This window comes from Rhizobium sp. BK112 (assembly GCF_014193215.1).
GTDB classification, from domain to species: Bacteria; Pseudomonadota; Alphaproteobacteria; order Rhizobiales; family Rhizobiaceae; genus Rhizobium; species Rhizobium anhuiense.
The window spans coordinates 594,280-606,979 of sequence record NZ_JACHYZ010000002.1 but is presented as its reverse complement, the minus strand read 5'-3'; the positions used below and the strand labels follow the sequence as shown (position 1 = coordinate 606,979).

Genomic DNA, 12,700 nt, shown 5'->3' with positions numbered 1-12,700 from the left:
GGCTGATCGCCATCGTGCATCCATTATCATCGCCAGGCCCGAGGTCCTCACATCGGCTCGTGCCCACTTCCAAGGACAACCGCAATGGCACTTATTTTTCCCAACAGAAGCCGCAGCTTCGACGAAGCCAGAAAAGGTGTCCGCTTCACCGGCTATGACGGCATGTTCGAGGTCAGGTTTCTGGTCGAAGACGCGGCCCTCGGCAGCGCGATCACGCGAGACTCTTCCGAGGCCGCCTACCTCAATGCCTTCGATGCCGCGCGCTCCTCGATTCAGGAAGCCGCATCGAGAGTCTATCAGCATCGGCGTGGCAACAACTTCACGCTCAGGGCCGAAGATTTTCGCTAATCGCTGGAAAGCATCGCGCCGGCAAGCTGGAACGGCCATCGTCCTGGTGTTGCCGGATGACTGGGGAAGCAAAACTCATGGTCTCGACCCGATACCGCCCGAAAGACCTGAAGCTGGCACGTCGCCATGTCGTGAAGGCCGCGCGCCGCGTTACCGATCAGGAAAAGGCGGTCAGGAGACTGTCGCTCAAGGGCAGCCCCGCGGGACCGGCCTACGCGCTGTTGGGCAGGCTCTATGACGATCAACGGCGGAAACTCGATCGGCTGAAACTGATTGAAGCGATGGTTGAGGTAAAAGCGCAATCCTCTCCGGAGGCACCCAGCCGTCCGGACATGCCCGCGCCGCGCTGTGCGATCGTGCGCCTCTTTGCGATCTCTGCTGGACCGCCACTTCGCCACGACTTGTAGCGCCGATGATCGGAGCCCATATCTGCTATGGCGGCAGTTTGTGAACGGGCGCTGCCACCAGGGGTCGTCAGAGTTCCCCAGCCCCAAGCAAGGGAGGGCATGATGCCTTCCACGGTAAACATTCATTCCTGGAAAAGCCTGGCCCGGCATATCGGCAAGTTCAGATATCTCGACTTTCTGGTGAAATTGACGCCGGCAATCAGCCTGACCTTTATCGTTTATATCGTTTTCAAGGGCGTCTTCTGGTAGGCACCGGAACGCCCAATGACGGACAGACACGCCGTTGTGCCTGAAGACGGCTCTCTCCCCGATATCCTTCGGCATTCCGATTGAGATGGTATCGGGGCGGCAAGTGGTTTAACATGCGGCCGTTCAGACCCGCCGCGCCTTGATCCTTGATTCGCAAGGCGGCGCTGCTGCATGATATATGGAACTCCAGACAGACACCCCAGCTAAACGCTGTCCGATACCAGCCTTTCCCATAGGGGCGCGGATTGCCTGATGCATCTTACCAACGTGGCCGGCTGAACCGGCACCGCGTTGAGTGCCACGCGACCACCCATAGGGAAAACGATGACAGACGCACCTGAGAATGAAGCGCTTTTCAACATCACCGGACACTATGTGCAGGAATTGAAGGCCGTTCTTCAAAGCGAGAGCATTGTCGAAGGCACCGACTATGAAAACAGCGCCTTCAACGAGAAACGACGGGCGGAAGGATTGCACCTGCTGCGCTTCCATAAGACCGGCACGGCAGCGCAGGCGACGCAGATCTGGGAAAAACATATGACGGCCCGGGCGCATCGATAGGGCGGAAGAAGCCAAGTCTTCGACGGACACCGAGTTGAGATTGCCGGTTCTCCGATCCCCGATCCGGAGACGATAGGTGCTGGTATGCGCCGACATGGACTGATGGCCAGCCCAACATTTCCACGGAAGGAAAAATCATGACCAATGACAAAGCGAATAAGGTCCAGCCCGCCAAAGCGGCTACGACTGACGGCCCCTACGATGTTATCTACTTCGCGAAAAAACACCGCATTTCCAACGAGGATGCCAGGACCATCATCGAGAAACACGGCGCCAATCGCAAAGAAGCAGACAAGGCCGGCCGCCGCATCAGCGTCTGACCGAAGACAACCTCGGAGGCGCCACCTCTTATCGCAATCCGGCCTGCGGCAGCCTCCGATGCCACGATGCAACATCAGCGGACGAATTAACCCTACTGGCTTACCTTAATATCAGCGCGCGCTTGAATACGTGGCGGCCTATGCCATCGTATTCTTACGATAGTCATTCTGGTCCCCGCGAGCGACGCTCCACCGGGACCAAGGCTTGGTTCTTCCGGGGATCGGGCAACTGACGCATAGGGCGCAGCAACATCAAATGGAGGGTATGCCATGAACAACGTATTGGAATTTCGTGCCAAATGCCCGCATGCCGAAAGCCTTTCCGACTGCCGGGAAGCACTTGAACCCGCCGTCATGAAGATCGTCAGCGACGCCGTCAGCAGGGGATACACGGCCGCGGAAGCCGCCATGGTGGTTGCCGATATCGCCGACGATTACATCCTGATGCTGTCGCGCCAACTGCGGCACTGATAGGCGACCCCCGCGCAGCTGTGCCGTCGTGAGCCATTTCACATGCGGACGTCGACACAAACACACACACCTGCGTCTTCGAAGGGCTGAATCTCCAGACGCCGATGACGAACGACAGACGGCTTCGCCCGCTGGCGATCGCCGAGATGCAAAGCCTCATCCGTCATCCCGTTGATATCAGTGGACCGCGCAGCAACTGCAGGGGTAGCAGTGGGTACAGGAGACGAAACCTACCGCGCGATCCGCGGGCAAAACCCCCGATATTGGTGGAAGTTCCCGGCAGAGATCCGACACCACACCCCCCGGGAAAACCGACAGAGGGATAATAGACAACCTGTCCGGGCAAGACGGCAGCCGTCATACGGACAGGCTCCGGCCGGGCGAAAATCGACGGCCACATCCCGCGCCAACAAAAACCCCGCCGGAGCGGGGCTTTCAGCGGAGCGAAGCGGAACGAGCCGAACAACCGGCTCATGTGCAAGCAAGATCGCCCATTTCAAACCCAGGCAACAATACCTCTTTCGCGAGCGTTTGCGGCACTGCTCTGTTCCGCTCAATCTTTGAATCATTGCTGTAATGCCGCGTGAAACAATCAGATGCGCCGTCCCCTTCTCACGTTAAAGCGGCTCAGCCTTGATGAAAGCCGAACCGCTCCAACCTTTGTTTTACGCACTTCCCGACGGAAACCGCTTCGCAGTTTTCCCGAAATTCTCTAACGCCACCTTGGCTGCCGTGGCGGAGCATTGGCCTGGATTTCATGGAGCGGCGCCCGAGACCCGAGAAGTTTCTTCAGCTTCTTCTCCTCCGCCGGGCCGATCCCAAACTTGCGGCAATGCTCGGCAACATCGTGCTCTCGCGGGCCGGGAATGCGAACTTGGCGATTGCTCATGGTTTTCATGACCGTTTCCTCCTGAGAGGAGAACCAACAGGCCGCCGATTTGTTCGTTAGCGATGCCTAAAATTTAGGGTTTGGTTGGTTGGATTTGGCAACGTAGCTCCGCCCATCAAAAAACGGCTGATTGAGGCATGCTGCGAGTGCGATGGAGGTTCCGGACAATCGGCGCCCTCAACTCAATTGATCTTCAACCAATGTCGCAACGCCGCCACCGCGCCATCGCTCGCATAGGCAATAATGCCACCGATCGTCAGGCCGGCAAAGGCGATCAGCCCGGAGATGCCATAGCCGATCGATTTCATTCGTTTCCAGTCTTCAAGCGCCGGCGCGACCATCTCCTGGTTCTTCTCGACGGTCTCTTTGAGGCTCCTGATCTCCTGGCGGATCTGCGCATCCGCGCCGCCGCTGATCGCCACGCTGGTATCGAGATGGGCGATCTGTCTGGCTTGCTCATCGAGCCGCGCGTGGATCACGGCGCGGCTGTCGTGCGCGTTGGTCTTTTCGTCGCTGACCTCCCTGCGCAGAAGCGCGACATTGTCCTCGATGCCTGTCAGCCTGCCCTCGACACGCCCGAGCGCGCGGAGGATATCGTCATTGGATGTCATCGCTCTCGGTGCTCACCTAGGGATAAAATTTCAACTTTTCGGACTGGGGAATGCCATTGGCGACACGGTCGATCACAGCGCCGTAGGGATGAACGCCATCCGGCGTGACGCTCGGGCGCACGATGGAGCCGACCGGTAGCACCGTGGCGCGCGGGATCGAGATGGTAATCGTATTGCCGGAGATGCTGGCGATCAAGGTGGTCGACAGGCGTGCAATGCCATCCGGCCCGGCATAGGTGTTGATCTCCTGCTCCGGCGCGAAAATGCTGGCATCCGCCACTTCGATCGTCGTGTAGGTCGCAACCCCGTCCGTTCCCGACTGCACCGTCACCACGGTGCTCGGCAGCTCCAGCATGCCCGGCCAGACGCCATCCCGGAAGCCGGAAACCCATGCCGCGTAGGTGTCGATCGCCTCGTCGCAGCAAGCATTCGTTTTCGCAAGAATGTCGTTACGAAGGCGCCATTTGCCGGAAGCATCCGTGCCATCCGCCGGCCAAGTGTTGTTGGTTGAAAAGCTTTGATACTCCGCCCGGAGATAGAGGTCGTTGGCGCTGATCGTGCCTGTTGCCGGCGTGGTCGCAGATCCCGCGAAATTGTAGGTGAAACTGTTCGGCCCGGTGACCGTGATGACCACATTGCCGTTATATTCTGTCTGCGTGGCGCCGGAGATCGAAACCGTCTGCCCCGTCACCAATCCGTTGATGCCGGAGGCGATCGTTGCGGTGACGACGGTACCGACCGATGTCAGGGTGACTGTGCGGGTGGAGGCCGTGCGGCCGAGCGGCGGGAAGGCGACGATCTTGACGCCGGAATAACGCGCCCGAAGCCTGGTGACCAGGCTTCGATAGTTGGTGTTGAAGTAAACAGTGTAGGTCGCGGCCGTGTCGTTCTGCCCCATCTGGTTGGCGATGACGGTGAATGGCTTCTTATTGTTGTTGAAGGCGGTGATCTCATCGAGAATGGCCCAGCGCCGGGTGGCGATCGCAGAACCGGTGCCGGTGAGCTCGCGCACGGAACCGTTCCCCGGCATACCGATCATCAGATGCGGAATGCGGCCGATGCCGCCGTCCTTGTCGAGCCAGCGGCGAAACCAGCCGAGATTGCCGCGCGCGTCGGCCGCTGCGGAAAACTGCTGGCGCGCTTCACCCAGGCTGTCGACGACAGCAAGAGCGACCGGCCTTCCATCCCAATCGCCCTTGGCGACCATGAAGTCCGGGCCATAATATTGCGGCTGTGTCTGAGTGGCATAATTGGTGTCGAGCGCTGCCGTGCTGTCGGCGAGCGGCGTGTCCTTGAGGGCCAGGAGAGTGGCGAGATCGCCGGCGCCCCAGACGCGCTCGCCGCGATGTTTCTGGATGCGGTAGACCGGCCAGATCTTGTCGCCGACGGCGGTGTGGTAAAACAGCCAGATCTCGATTTCGCTTTCCGGATCGACATCGGGAATGGTCAGTTCATCCGTCCAGGCGCCGTTTGTCTGGTCGGCCACCGTCACCGTGTTCAGGCCGGCGAAGGTGCATTGGTAGAAGATGCCGGCGGCTCTGATGAACATCGCATCCGCCACCACGGAATTGCCGGGCGCGCCGATCGTGCCGGTGACGACCGTTTCCTGCGGCGCGTTGCCGCCTTCCGTCGAGGCGAAGCCCGAGAGGTGGAAGCGGAATGTTCTGGTCTTATACTGCGGCGTGTTGACGACGATCTTGCTGCATACATAATTCGTGCCGGATGCCGCGGTGACGATCGTGCCCGACGGCATGCGGTTGCGGGTCGTAAAGAACATGTAGCGATCGGAATCTCCGGCCCCGCCGCCGCTCAGCATCGGATTCGTCAGGGCAAGCGAGATGGCGTTCATCATGGGCGTGTTCCATATCTGCTGGTGAGGTCGTCGTAGAACTGGATGGTGCGCCCCTGGCGGGCATTGGCGCGGTCGAGCGCCTGCCGCTCGCGGGCGAGGATGGCGATGACGGGCTCGCCTTCCACGACAGGCGCATGCGCTTCCTGTCTGCGCAGATCATCGGGCAAAGGCGGCAGCGCAATGCCGGCCGCCGCCTGCCCCTTCATCACCGCTGCCCTGTTCAGGCGCTCAGTGGTGGAGCAGCCACTGACGATCAGCAGCAGTGACAGCGCAAGCGTGGTTCTTTTCCCGCTGAAGCTCATAGGATTGGATCTCGGTTTCGAGTGTGTCTCTGGCGGACTGCTCGGCGCGTTCGGTGGCCGCCAGGCGCTTGCGATGCTCTTCGGTGGCTTGTGACGCAGCGTTGCGCTGGCGCTCCATCTCAGCCGCCTTGGCAGCGGCTGAGGTCCTCTCGGCCAGGATTACATAACCGGCGCGCGCCTCGCGAACCGCCGAGGGATAGCCGATCGCAACGGCATAAAGGTGATAGAGCATCAGGCCGGCGGCGATGCCGGCGCCCATTTTGAATGCGTCGAGGATAGAGAACATCAGATGCCCTCGAGGCAGAAGGCGCGTTCCTTCTGCCGGCGCCTGACAAGGCCCGGAAAGACGATGCCGGCGGCGCGGTTCCACTTCAGGAGGGCTTAGCAGCCTTCAGCCGTTTTGCCTTGGTTGATGAGTTTGACGACGCTGGAGCTACAGGCCGCCTTGACGCCGACATTATACCCGAGGGAAGTCAGGGCGACGAAACGTGCGTCGGGGAGCGTGGCCGTGACGCTGCGCTCGATACCGGTGGCGTGCCTCGCTTAGGTGACAGCTAGTTAGAAGCGCCTTCATCGGTCGCACAACGGCAGTCAGAATATCCCCAGACCGTTCTCACGCATGTAGGCTATTTGCTCTCGAATGGCTTCCGGCGATGGGTAGAGCAACCTGTAGCTTTCGGGATTGTCGGGTGAGGCTTTGATTGCCGCAATCGCATCTCTTTCAATCGTGCCGCGTTTAACCGCGAAACGGTACCACGTTGCCGTATTCATAGCGAAGAGTCCGCAGACGACTACAGCGGCCAATGAGGTGAAGAGCCGTCTGTGTTCTACCTTCTCAAGCCACATGAGTAATACGGGAAGAGCACCAAGAACAGCGAATACGGCGTATCGATTTGCGGGAGCTGTAAAGTTCTCTACCCGGCCGACAGCCGCCATGAAACAAGAACCGGAGCCAAATAGGGACACACTAATCAGGGCTGCGCGCCTTGGGGAGGGCGATCTCCACAATTCGATCAAAAGACCGATCAGCGCTCCGACGATCAGCGCTCCAATCAACGATCCTAAGCCCTCTGCCACATATTTGAAAGCTTTGCGGCGTACAATCAGCTCTGCGAACGGCCCGCCCACGATGTCAAGCCCGACGGCGGCGATATGCGCTAACTTGGGCAAGTGGACCGCCCCACCAGGCGCCGAACCAAATCCAGATACAACATATATGACCAGAGAAGCTATAAGTGCCGAGATGAATGCCGCAGCCATCGCATAGCGTTTGCTCAGTATGCAATGGGCCGCCGCGATAGCGGGAACAAGGAAGCCGTTGAGGGACCAAAAGGCCGCCGTTCCCCCTACCGCCAAAGCTAGACTGGCTGCAGCCATTGAAGTCCGCTGCAACAGCCACATGGTGAGAACAGCAACAAAACACAGACCCATGAAGCCGACCTGGAACGACCAACTCAGATTTTCCAGGTGCCTACCCCAAAACATCAGAGAAATTACGATAGGCATCGCTACCCACATTTGAAGGCGAGCCATACGGGCAATCAGGATCGCCGAAGTGAGCTGAAATACCCATATAAATAGTATGCTCAGTTTCCCTGTCCCGTTCGCTATAACGGTGTCCAGCCCGTAGAACAGGCGCGGGAAAGTGATCATATGCTCATTGTGCAATGACCAAAGCTTGCCCCAAGACCTGCTTAGACTGGCAACCTCCCACGCATCCCAGAACGGCATTGGGCCGTAGGCGATGGAGGTCATCCATGCGGTGGACAGGATTGTCGCACCAGCTAAAGCAACCGCGGCGCTCGTCAAAGGATCAGTTAATGCACGCATATCAACCCCAGGAAACCCGCAACGCGGGCTTAAGTACTCAACCCCTAATGATCAGTTCGTTCGCTTTGGTAGCGCATATCTGGTGGTGATGTCATCGTAGAATTGAACGGTGCGCCCCTGGCGGGCGTTGGCGCGGTCGAGCGCCTGCCGCTCGCGGGCGAGGATGGCGATGACGGGTTCGCCTTCCACGACAGGCGCAGCGCTTCCTGCCGGCGCAGATCATCGGGCAAAGGCGGCAGCGCTACGCCGGCCACCGCCTGCCCCTTCACCACCGCCGCCTTGCGCAAGCGCTCAGTGGCGGAGTAGCCACTGACGATCAGCAGCAGTGACAGCGCAAGCGCGGTTCTTTTCCCGCTGAAGCTCATAGGATTGGATCTCGGTTTCGAGTGTGTCTCTGGCCGCCTGCTCGGCCACCTCCACGGCCAGAAGGCGCTTGCGGTGCTCTTCGCTGGCGAGCGACGCCGCATTGCGCTGGCGCTCCATCTCGGCGGCCCTCGCATCGGCAGCAGCCTTCTCGGCCAGCAGCACATAGCCGGCGCGCGCCTCCCGGCCCGCCGAGGGATAGCCGATCGAAACGGCATATAGGTGATAGAGCAGCAGGCCGGCGGCGATGCCGGCGCCCATCTTGAGCGTGTCGAGGATGGCGAACATCAGATGCCCTCGAGGCAGAAGGCGCGTTCTTTCTGCCGGCGCCTGACAAGGCCCGGAAAGACGATGCCGGCGGCGCGGTTCCACTTCAGGAGGGCTTCGCAACCTTCGGCCGTTTTGCCTTGGTTGATGAGTTTGACGACGCTGGAGCCGCACGCGGCCTTGACGCCGACATTATAGGCAAACGAGGTCAGCGCCACGAAGCGCGCATCCGGCAAGGGCACGCGCAAGCAGCCTTCGACGCCGCGCGCATAGGTCTGCAGTTCCAGCGCCAGGAGCGCCTTGCACTCCTCCACCGTCTTGTGATCCCCAGGCTTCACGCCATTGGTGCTGCCATAACAGATCGTCCAGGGCTGGCCTTGAGTGGCCGGATCGGGATAGGCGTTCTGCCTCAGCCCTTCGAAGCCGCCGACCAGCGCAACAGCCAGAGCGGCCGCAGCGCTGCCTTTCTTGAGCCTACCGGCCATCTTCAAATTCCTTTTGCTTGATGACGCGTGCCCAGATGCCGAGAAGGCCGAAAACCCCGGAGAGGGACCGCAGGGCGAAACGGACGTAGAGGTTCCAATCGTCGGAAAGATCGACGAGGAGGCCAATGAACGGCTCGACGAGGATGATCAGCGACGCCGCTGCCCACCACCTAACGGAATAGGCATAGAGAAGCGTGCGCTTCCAGTCGGATGCGAGACGCATGGGAGGCTCCAGGTTGCGAGGATTTAACACTGGATATCTCAGGCATGATGCACTAACCCCAAGCGGTAATTGCGCATCGCGGTGGGAGAGCAATCATGTTTGAAACTGAACAGGAAGAATTTTGGGCCGGCGAATTTGGAGATAACTATATCTCCCGCAATCAAGGGCCGGCGGTCGTCGCAGCGAAGACCGCCATGTTTGCTAAGATCTTGCGCTACACCGATCGAGTTCAATCGGTCAGGGAGTTAGGGGCCAACATTGGGTTGAACATCCTGGCGTTGCGAAATCTCCTTCCAAACGCCGAGTTTCAGGCCATCGAAATCAACGGCAGCGCCTTCAAGCAATTAAACGTCATCCCCGACATTGCCGCCGCCAATGCTTCCTTGTTTGATCCCATCGATTGGGCGCCGACAGACCTGGCATTCACTGCCGGGGTTCTGATCCATTTGAACCCTGACATGCTGCCGGTAGCCTATAAGCGCCTTTATGAAGCCAGCAGCCGCTATGTGCTTGTTGCCGAGTACTACAACCCGAGCCCGGTCGAAGTTTCCTATCGCGGCCATAACGGTAGGCTGTGGAAGCGCGATTTCGCCGGGGAGATGATGGATCTATACCCGAGCCTAAGGCTTGTTGACTATGGGTTTATCTACCATCGGGACATTTTCCCGGCAGATGACTTGACGTGGTTCCTGATGGAGAAGCGCTAGGTGCGCTTGCCAAGCTTGGTTGGCGGGACCAACGCTGAATACGCCACTCCCACGGCGCCGCAGCGCCGCGTAGAATGCTTCGCGGGTCATGGATATCTCCAGATTGTCGAAAACGGTTAAGGATGAATCGGGTACGCGGTGGGGGCTTTACCCGCTATACGCGCGTTGATAAGAGCGGGCCTATGAATTGGATCGCATCAGTCATCATCACGCTCGCAATTCTCTATCTGCGCGCGCCAGACATCTGGCCGGCACGTTTTTGGGCTGAGGATTTGTACGCTTTCCTCATACAAGCCCAGCACGACGGCATTTTCAGTCTTTTCCAATCTTATGCCGGGTATCTGCACACTGTCCCGAGACTGATCAGCCTGGCGTCTCTGGCCTTCCCAATACGGTACGCACCGGAAGTGTTCTTGTTCTTTGTGCTATTCTTCACCGGCTGGTCGGCGTCGATCATCGCGCGGAGCATCGGCGGTTTTGCCGGGATTTTGGCCGGCGCCGCGCTCGTTCTGGCTAATGGCTGGGTCGAGCCGATTGGCAGCGTGACAAACCTGCAATGGTTGCTCGCCCCGACGCTTCTTTTGCTGGCGATCCGGGCGGGTGGTATATCCAAGGCCGAGGGAATAGTTTTCGCCCTGCTGGCCTCAACCAGCGGGCCGTTTACGATCGCTTTCGCGCCAGCTTATCTTTTCGTGCTCGCCAATGACTTCCTGAAGCGCCGCGAAATCAACGCGCCGGCGCTGATCGCGGTGGCGAGCGCGCCAATCCAACTCATCGAGGTGATGCTCTATCCAAACAACCCAACGCCACATGGCGGAAGCGATGCAGCCTGGTTGTTTGGTCGAATTCTCGAGTTGTCGGCAGGCGGCGGCCTTGTGGCCATATTGGCAATCGCGCTGTGCGTCATCTCTGTATTCTTCGGGACGCACAAGCTTCAAAGAGCGCTCCTCATAGGCTCGTCGCTTCTTCTGACCGCAATCGTTGTAGCGAAATTCCGGCATGATACCGACATCTTTATTACTGGCCTGGTCGCCGATCGATACTGGTATGTGCAGGGCGTGATCTGGCTGCTTGTCGGGCTTTCCGCCGTTCGAGAAAGCGGACCCATACCGAAGATTGCCGGGGCTATTGCTGCGGCCATCCTCGTCACGTCAAACATCTACGCCTCCGGCCTTTCCCCGCGACCTTGGTTCAATGCCGGAGGCGGATGGGCAGATGCAGTGGAGCAATCCTATAGTTCTCCGGTGAGGTTTGAGTATGCGCCCGATTGGGCTGTGCGGCTGGAGAGTGGCGTTGTCTTTCGAGACAAATATCCAAGGTGAAGACTACAGCAGCGCAGCGGCGGCAAAGAAGCCGTCGATCTGCTGCGGAGTGAACCCCATCGCCGCGAAGCCGGCGGCCATCATCGGGCTGCCTTTCACGAAGGTGCCGCTATATTCATAAGCGATCTGGACATCGCGCGGCTGTTGCGCAACCCAGGCATCGACGGTATCGAGTACGCCGACCGCGAAGAGTTGAAGTTTGAATTGACGGGCTGAGACGCTACCGACCGGCGGCGGGTTGTTCAGGCTGGCCTGACCGGCTTCAAACGCAGCAATCTCCTCCGCGGTCATTTCGATATCGGCGCCATTGACGTTCTTGATCATCCGCGTATCCCTTCGACTGTAATTTGGCCGCTGAACGTCCCGGATGCAGGAAGGATCTGGAGGGCGTTCCTTGCAGTAGCAGCAACTCGTGCTCCCCCGCTCATCCCGACAGATGTCAATGCCCCACTTACGCTGAATGAGTTTGCTATTGCCTGCATGACCGCAGCCTTATTGAAATTCTCAATGATGACTTCAAAAGTGGCGGCACTGGAGGCGTCTGGAGTGCTGGCAAATAATGCTACGCCAGCAGCCTGCGCACTGCCTGCCGTGACTGATGAAGTCCTCCCTAAAATAACCTGCCACGTATAATCCGTTGCGCCGCTATCATAAGAGCTGCCGTTGTTCGTGCTTGTCCGTAGGAAAAACTGGGCGGTCGCGCTTGGCGTAACGTTGCTAGAGATTCGGAGCTTCCTATATGCCGACAGATCAGTAACCGACAAAGACGCAGACAAGGCAGCAACCGTGAAATCGCCGATCATTTCCCACGGCTGCGTTCGCAAGATCGTGAAGAAATTGGTTCCATCGCAAACGATCTCGGCCGTCGAGCCATTCTTCACGATGAGGGTCGCCAGCCCGTTGATAGTCTCCGATGCAACAGGATCAATGGTAACCCCACCGCCATCTGCAACGACAGTGACCGGCCATCCCGCCCCCAACGTCGCAGCGGCTGCAAGCGTGAGAGTAGCAGCGGCGGTGAACCGAAAGACGGTCCCTGCATCGGCAGCAACCGCAGTATAGTTGGCGTTTTTGGTAGCATATTTGACGCCGCCGCTGACAGCACCGGTAACAGTGAGGCCGGACGCAGACCAGTTCGCTATTTCCACGCCGCTAGCGACCAGTGCGCCTACGCCGGCCGCCTTGAGATGGATACCAGTCGACGGATTTGAGGCGAACCCTACGCCCGGCGCTGCAGCGGAGCCGTCGGCCGCCTTGATTGGCGCGACCATCGGCGCCGAACCATCGCGAGGCAGCGAGTTGGTGATTTCGTTGCCGAGGTCGGTGGTCAGCGCATTCCACGGCACCGGGTCGATAAGCTGACCGACAGAGGGTGCCGTCCCGGCGGGCTTGGAATAGATGCCGGTTGATGGGTTTCTGGGCATTCACCTTCTCCAAAAGAAAAGGCCCCGCGAATTGCGAGGCCTTGTGTTGTGCAGTAGTTGGTAGACCGC

At 59.2% G+C, this 12,700-nt stretch carries 19 protein-coding genes and 2 pseudogenes; 8 read left to right on the top strand and 13 right to left on the bottom strand.

Features of this window, described 5'->3' with window-relative positions; genetic code table 11:
* Positions 1-84: 84 nt before the first annotated feature.
* The 6 genes from FHT75_RS08415 (at position 85) to FHT75_RS08390 (ending at position 2,356) form a co-directional block, all read left to right on the top strand.
* A complete protein-coding gene (locus FHT75_RS08415) occupies positions 85-348 on the top strand; it encodes a DUF1488 domain-containing protein (RefSeq protein WP_047614145.1) in 264 nt (87 codons plus the stop codon).
* 77 nt (positions 349-425) lie between these two features.
* A complete protein-coding gene (locus tag FHT75_RS08410) occupies positions 426-755 on the top strand; it encodes a hypothetical protein (protein WP_246712893.1) in 330 nt (109 codons plus the stop codon).
* Between the two features lie 102 nt (positions 756-857).
* Positions 858-1,004: a hypothetical protein gene (locus FHT75_RS08405; protein ID WP_183844674.1), complete on the top strand. Its 147-nt coding sequence runs from the start codon at positions 858-860 to the stop codon at positions 1,002-1,004.
* A gap of 324 nt (positions 1,005-1,328) precedes the next feature.
* Positions 1,329-1,565: a hypothetical protein gene (locus tag FHT75_RS08400; RefSeq protein WP_018241121.1), complete on the top strand. Its 237-nt coding sequence runs from the start codon at positions 1,329-1,331 to the stop codon at positions 1,563-1,565.
* A gap of 137 nt (positions 1,566-1,702) precedes the next feature.
* The gene (locus tag FHT75_RS08395) at positions 1,703-1,885 is read left to right on the top strand and encodes a hypothetical protein (RefSeq protein ID WP_047614140.1); all 183 of its coding nucleotides are present in this window, start codon (positions 1,703-1,705) and stop codon (positions 1,883-1,885) included.
* 270 nt (positions 1,886-2,155) lie between these two features.
* Positions 2,156-2,356 carry a hypothetical protein gene (locus FHT75_RS08390; protein ID WP_183844675.1) on the top strand — a complete coding sequence of 67 codons (201 nt, stop codon included), beginning with the start codon at positions 2,156-2,158 and terminating at the stop codon, positions 2,354-2,356.
* A gap of 712 nt (positions 2,357-3,068) precedes the next feature.
* Here the strand turns inward: FHT75_RS08390 and FHT75_RS08385 are convergent.
* The 11 genes and pseudogenes from FHT75_RS08385 to FHT75_RS08340 all read right to left on the bottom strand — a co-directional run bounded on the left by FHT75_RS08385 (position 3,069) and on the right by FHT75_RS08340 (position 9,178).
* Positions 3,069-3,254, bottom strand: coding sequence for a hypothetical protein (locus tag FHT75_RS08385; protein WP_018241117.1), 186 nt, complete (start codon positions 3,252-3,254; stop codon positions 3,069-3,071).
* Between the two features lie 173 nt (positions 3,255-3,427).
* Positions 3,428-3,856: a hypothetical protein gene (locus FHT75_RS08380; protein WP_047614135.1), complete on the bottom strand. Its 429-nt coding sequence runs from the start codon at positions 3,854-3,856 to the stop codon at positions 3,428-3,430.
* A gap of 16 nt (positions 3,857-3,872) precedes the next feature.
* Positions 3,873-5,708, bottom strand: a complete 1,836-nt coding sequence (locus tag FHT75_RS08375; protein WP_063476596.1) for a hypothetical protein — start codon at positions 5,706-5,708, stop codon at positions 3,873-3,875.
* Positions 5,705-5,917, bottom strand: a complete 213-nt coding sequence (locus tag FHT75_RS08370; protein ID WP_063476595.1) for a hypothetical protein — start codon at positions 5,915-5,917, stop codon at positions 5,705-5,707. The genes FHT75_RS08375 and FHT75_RS08370 overlap by 4 nt, the downstream gene beginning before the upstream one ends.
* Before the next feature lie 19 nt (positions 5,918-5,936).
* Positions 5,937-6,296 (bottom strand): hypothetical protein, encoded by a 360-nt coding sequence (locus tag FHT75_RS08365; protein WP_063476594.1) that lies wholly within the window; start codon positions 6,294-6,296, stop codon positions 5,937-5,939.
* Positions 6,296-6,547: pseudogene (locus tag FHT75_RS35790) on the bottom strand (lysozyme); the annotation flags it as partial. The pseudogene FHT75_RS35790 and the gene FHT75_RS08365, both read right to left, overlap by 1 nt.
* Positions 6,548-6,601: 54 nt before the next feature.
* A complete protein-coding gene (locus tag FHT75_RS08360) occupies positions 6,602-7,840 on the bottom strand; it encodes a hypothetical protein (protein ID WP_097623263.1) in 1,239 nt (412 codons plus the stop codon).
* Positions 7,841-7,891: 51 nt separating this feature from the next.
* Positions 7,892-8,112, bottom strand: a pseudogene (locus FHT75_RS08355) (hypothetical protein).
* A gap of 19 nt (positions 8,113-8,131) precedes the next feature.
* Positions 8,132-8,491, bottom strand: a complete 360-nt coding sequence (locus FHT75_RS08350) for a hypothetical protein (protein WP_063476592.1) — start codon at positions 8,489-8,491, stop codon at positions 8,132-8,134.
* On the bottom strand, positions 8,491-8,955 hold the full coding sequence (locus FHT75_RS08345) for a lysozyme (protein WP_063476591.1): 465 nt from the start codon (positions 8,953-8,955) through the stop codon (positions 8,491-8,493). Before FHT75_RS08345 ends, FHT75_RS08350 begins: the two co-directional genes overlap by 1 nt.
* Positions 8,945-9,178: a hypothetical protein gene (locus FHT75_RS08340; RefSeq protein WP_063476590.1), complete on the bottom strand. Its 234-nt coding sequence runs from the start codon at positions 9,176-9,178 to the stop codon at positions 8,945-8,947. Before FHT75_RS08340 ends, FHT75_RS08345 begins: the two co-directional genes overlap by 11 nt.
* 95 nt (positions 9,179-9,273) lie before the next feature.
* Between FHT75_RS08340 and FHT75_RS08335 the strand changes: the two genes are divergently transcribed.
* Together FHT75_RS08335 and FHT75_RS08330 are read left to right on the top strand one after the other, a co-directional pair.
* On the top strand, positions 9,274-9,885 hold the full coding sequence (locus tag FHT75_RS08335) for a pseudaminic acid biosynthesis-associated methylase (protein WP_063476589.1): 612 nt from the start codon (positions 9,274-9,276) through the stop codon (positions 9,883-9,885).
* A gap of 182 nt (positions 9,886-10,067) precedes the next feature.
* Positions 10,068-11,207, top strand: coding sequence for a hypothetical protein (locus FHT75_RS08330; protein WP_125853794.1), 1,140 nt, complete (start codon positions 10,068-10,070; stop codon positions 11,205-11,207).
* 3 nt (positions 11,208-11,210) lie between these two features.
* Here FHT75_RS08330 and FHT75_RS08325 read toward each other — a convergent pair whose 3' ends face one another.
* Both FHT75_RS08325 and FHT75_RS08320 read right to left on the bottom strand, forming a co-directional pair.
* Complete coding sequence (locus FHT75_RS08325; RefSeq protein ID WP_245294611.1) at positions 11,211-11,531, bottom strand: hypothetical protein; 321 nt, start codon at positions 11,529-11,531, stop codon at positions 11,211-11,213.
* The gene (locus FHT75_RS08320; protein ID WP_063476587.1) at positions 11,528-12,631 is read right to left on the bottom strand and encodes a hypothetical protein; all 1,104 of its coding nucleotides are present in this window, start codon (positions 12,629-12,631) and stop codon (positions 11,528-11,530) included. Before FHT75_RS08320 ends, FHT75_RS08325 begins: the two co-directional genes overlap by 4 nt.
* Positions 12,632-12,700 lie beyond the last annotated feature (69 nt).

Excerpts from the sequence above, each read along its gene's own strand:
- FHT75_RS08375 (WP_063476596.1), bottom strand. The coding sequence starts at position 5,708 with ATGATGAACGCCATCTCGCTTGCCCTGACGAATCCGATGCTGAGCGGC.
- FHT75_RS08385 (WP_018241117.1), bottom strand. The coding sequence starts at position 3,254 with ATGAAAACCATGAGCAATCGCCAAGTTCGCATTCCCGGCCCGCGAGAG.
- FHT75_RS08390 (WP_183844675.1), top strand. The coding sequence starts at position 2,156 with ATGAACAACGTATTGGAATTTCGTGCCAAATGCCCGCATGCCGAAAGC.
- FHT75_RS08320 (WP_063476587.1), bottom strand. The coding sequence starts at position 12,631 with ATGCCCAGAAACCCATCAACCGGCATCTATTCCAAGCCCGCCGGGACG.
- FHT75_RS08340 (WP_063476590.1), bottom strand. The coding sequence starts at position 9,178 with ATGCGTCTCGCATCCGACTGGAAGCGCACGCTTCTCTATGCCTATTCC.
- FHT75_RS08380 (WP_047614135.1), bottom strand. The coding sequence starts at position 3,856 with ATGACATCCAATGACGATATCCTCCGCGCGCTCGGGCGTGTCGAGGGC.
- FHT75_RS08410 (WP_246712893.1), top strand. The coding sequence starts at position 426 with ATGGTCTCGACCCGATACCGCCCGAAAGACCTGAAGCTGGCACGTCGC.
- FHT75_RS08360 (WP_097623263.1), bottom strand. The coding sequence starts at position 7,840 with ATGCGTGCATTAACTGATCCTTTGACGAGCGCCGCGGTTGCTTTAGCT.
- FHT75_RS08325 (WP_245294611.1), bottom strand. The coding sequence starts at position 11,531 with ATGATCAAGAACGTCAATGGCGCCGATATCGAAATGACCGCGGAGGAG.
- FHT75_RS08395 (WP_047614140.1), top strand. The coding sequence starts at position 1,703 with ATGACCAATGACAAAGCGAATAAGGTCCAGCCCGCCAAAGCGGCTACG.
- FHT75_RS08335 (WP_063476589.1), top strand. The coding sequence starts at position 9,274 with ATGTTTGAAACTGAACAGGAAGAATTTTGGGCCGGCGAATTTGGAGAT.
- FHT75_RS08400 (WP_018241121.1), top strand. The coding sequence starts at position 1,329 with ATGACAGACGCACCTGAGAATGAAGCGCTTTTCAACATCACCGGACAC.
- FHT75_RS08365 (WP_063476594.1), bottom strand. The coding sequence starts at position 6,296 with ATGTTCTCTATCCTCGACGCATTCAAAATGGGCGCCGGCATCGCCGCC.
- FHT75_RS08350 (WP_063476592.1), bottom strand. The coding sequence starts at position 8,491 with ATGTTCGCCATCCTCGACACGCTCAAGATGGGCGCCGGCATCGCCGCC.
- FHT75_RS08415 (WP_047614145.1), top strand. The coding sequence starts at position 85 with ATGGCACTTATTTTTCCCAACAGAAGCCGCAGCTTCGACGAAGCCAGA.
- FHT75_RS08345 (WP_063476591.1), bottom strand. The coding sequence starts at position 8,955 with ATGGCCGGTAGGCTCAAGAAAGGCAGCGCTGCGGCCGCTCTGGCTGTT.
- FHT75_RS08405 (WP_183844674.1), top strand. The coding sequence starts at position 858 with ATGCCTTCCACGGTAAACATTCATTCCTGGAAAAGCCTGGCCCGGCAT.
- FHT75_RS08330 (WP_125853794.1), top strand. The coding sequence starts at position 10,068 with ATGAATTGGATCGCATCAGTCATCATCACGCTCGCAATTCTCTATCTG.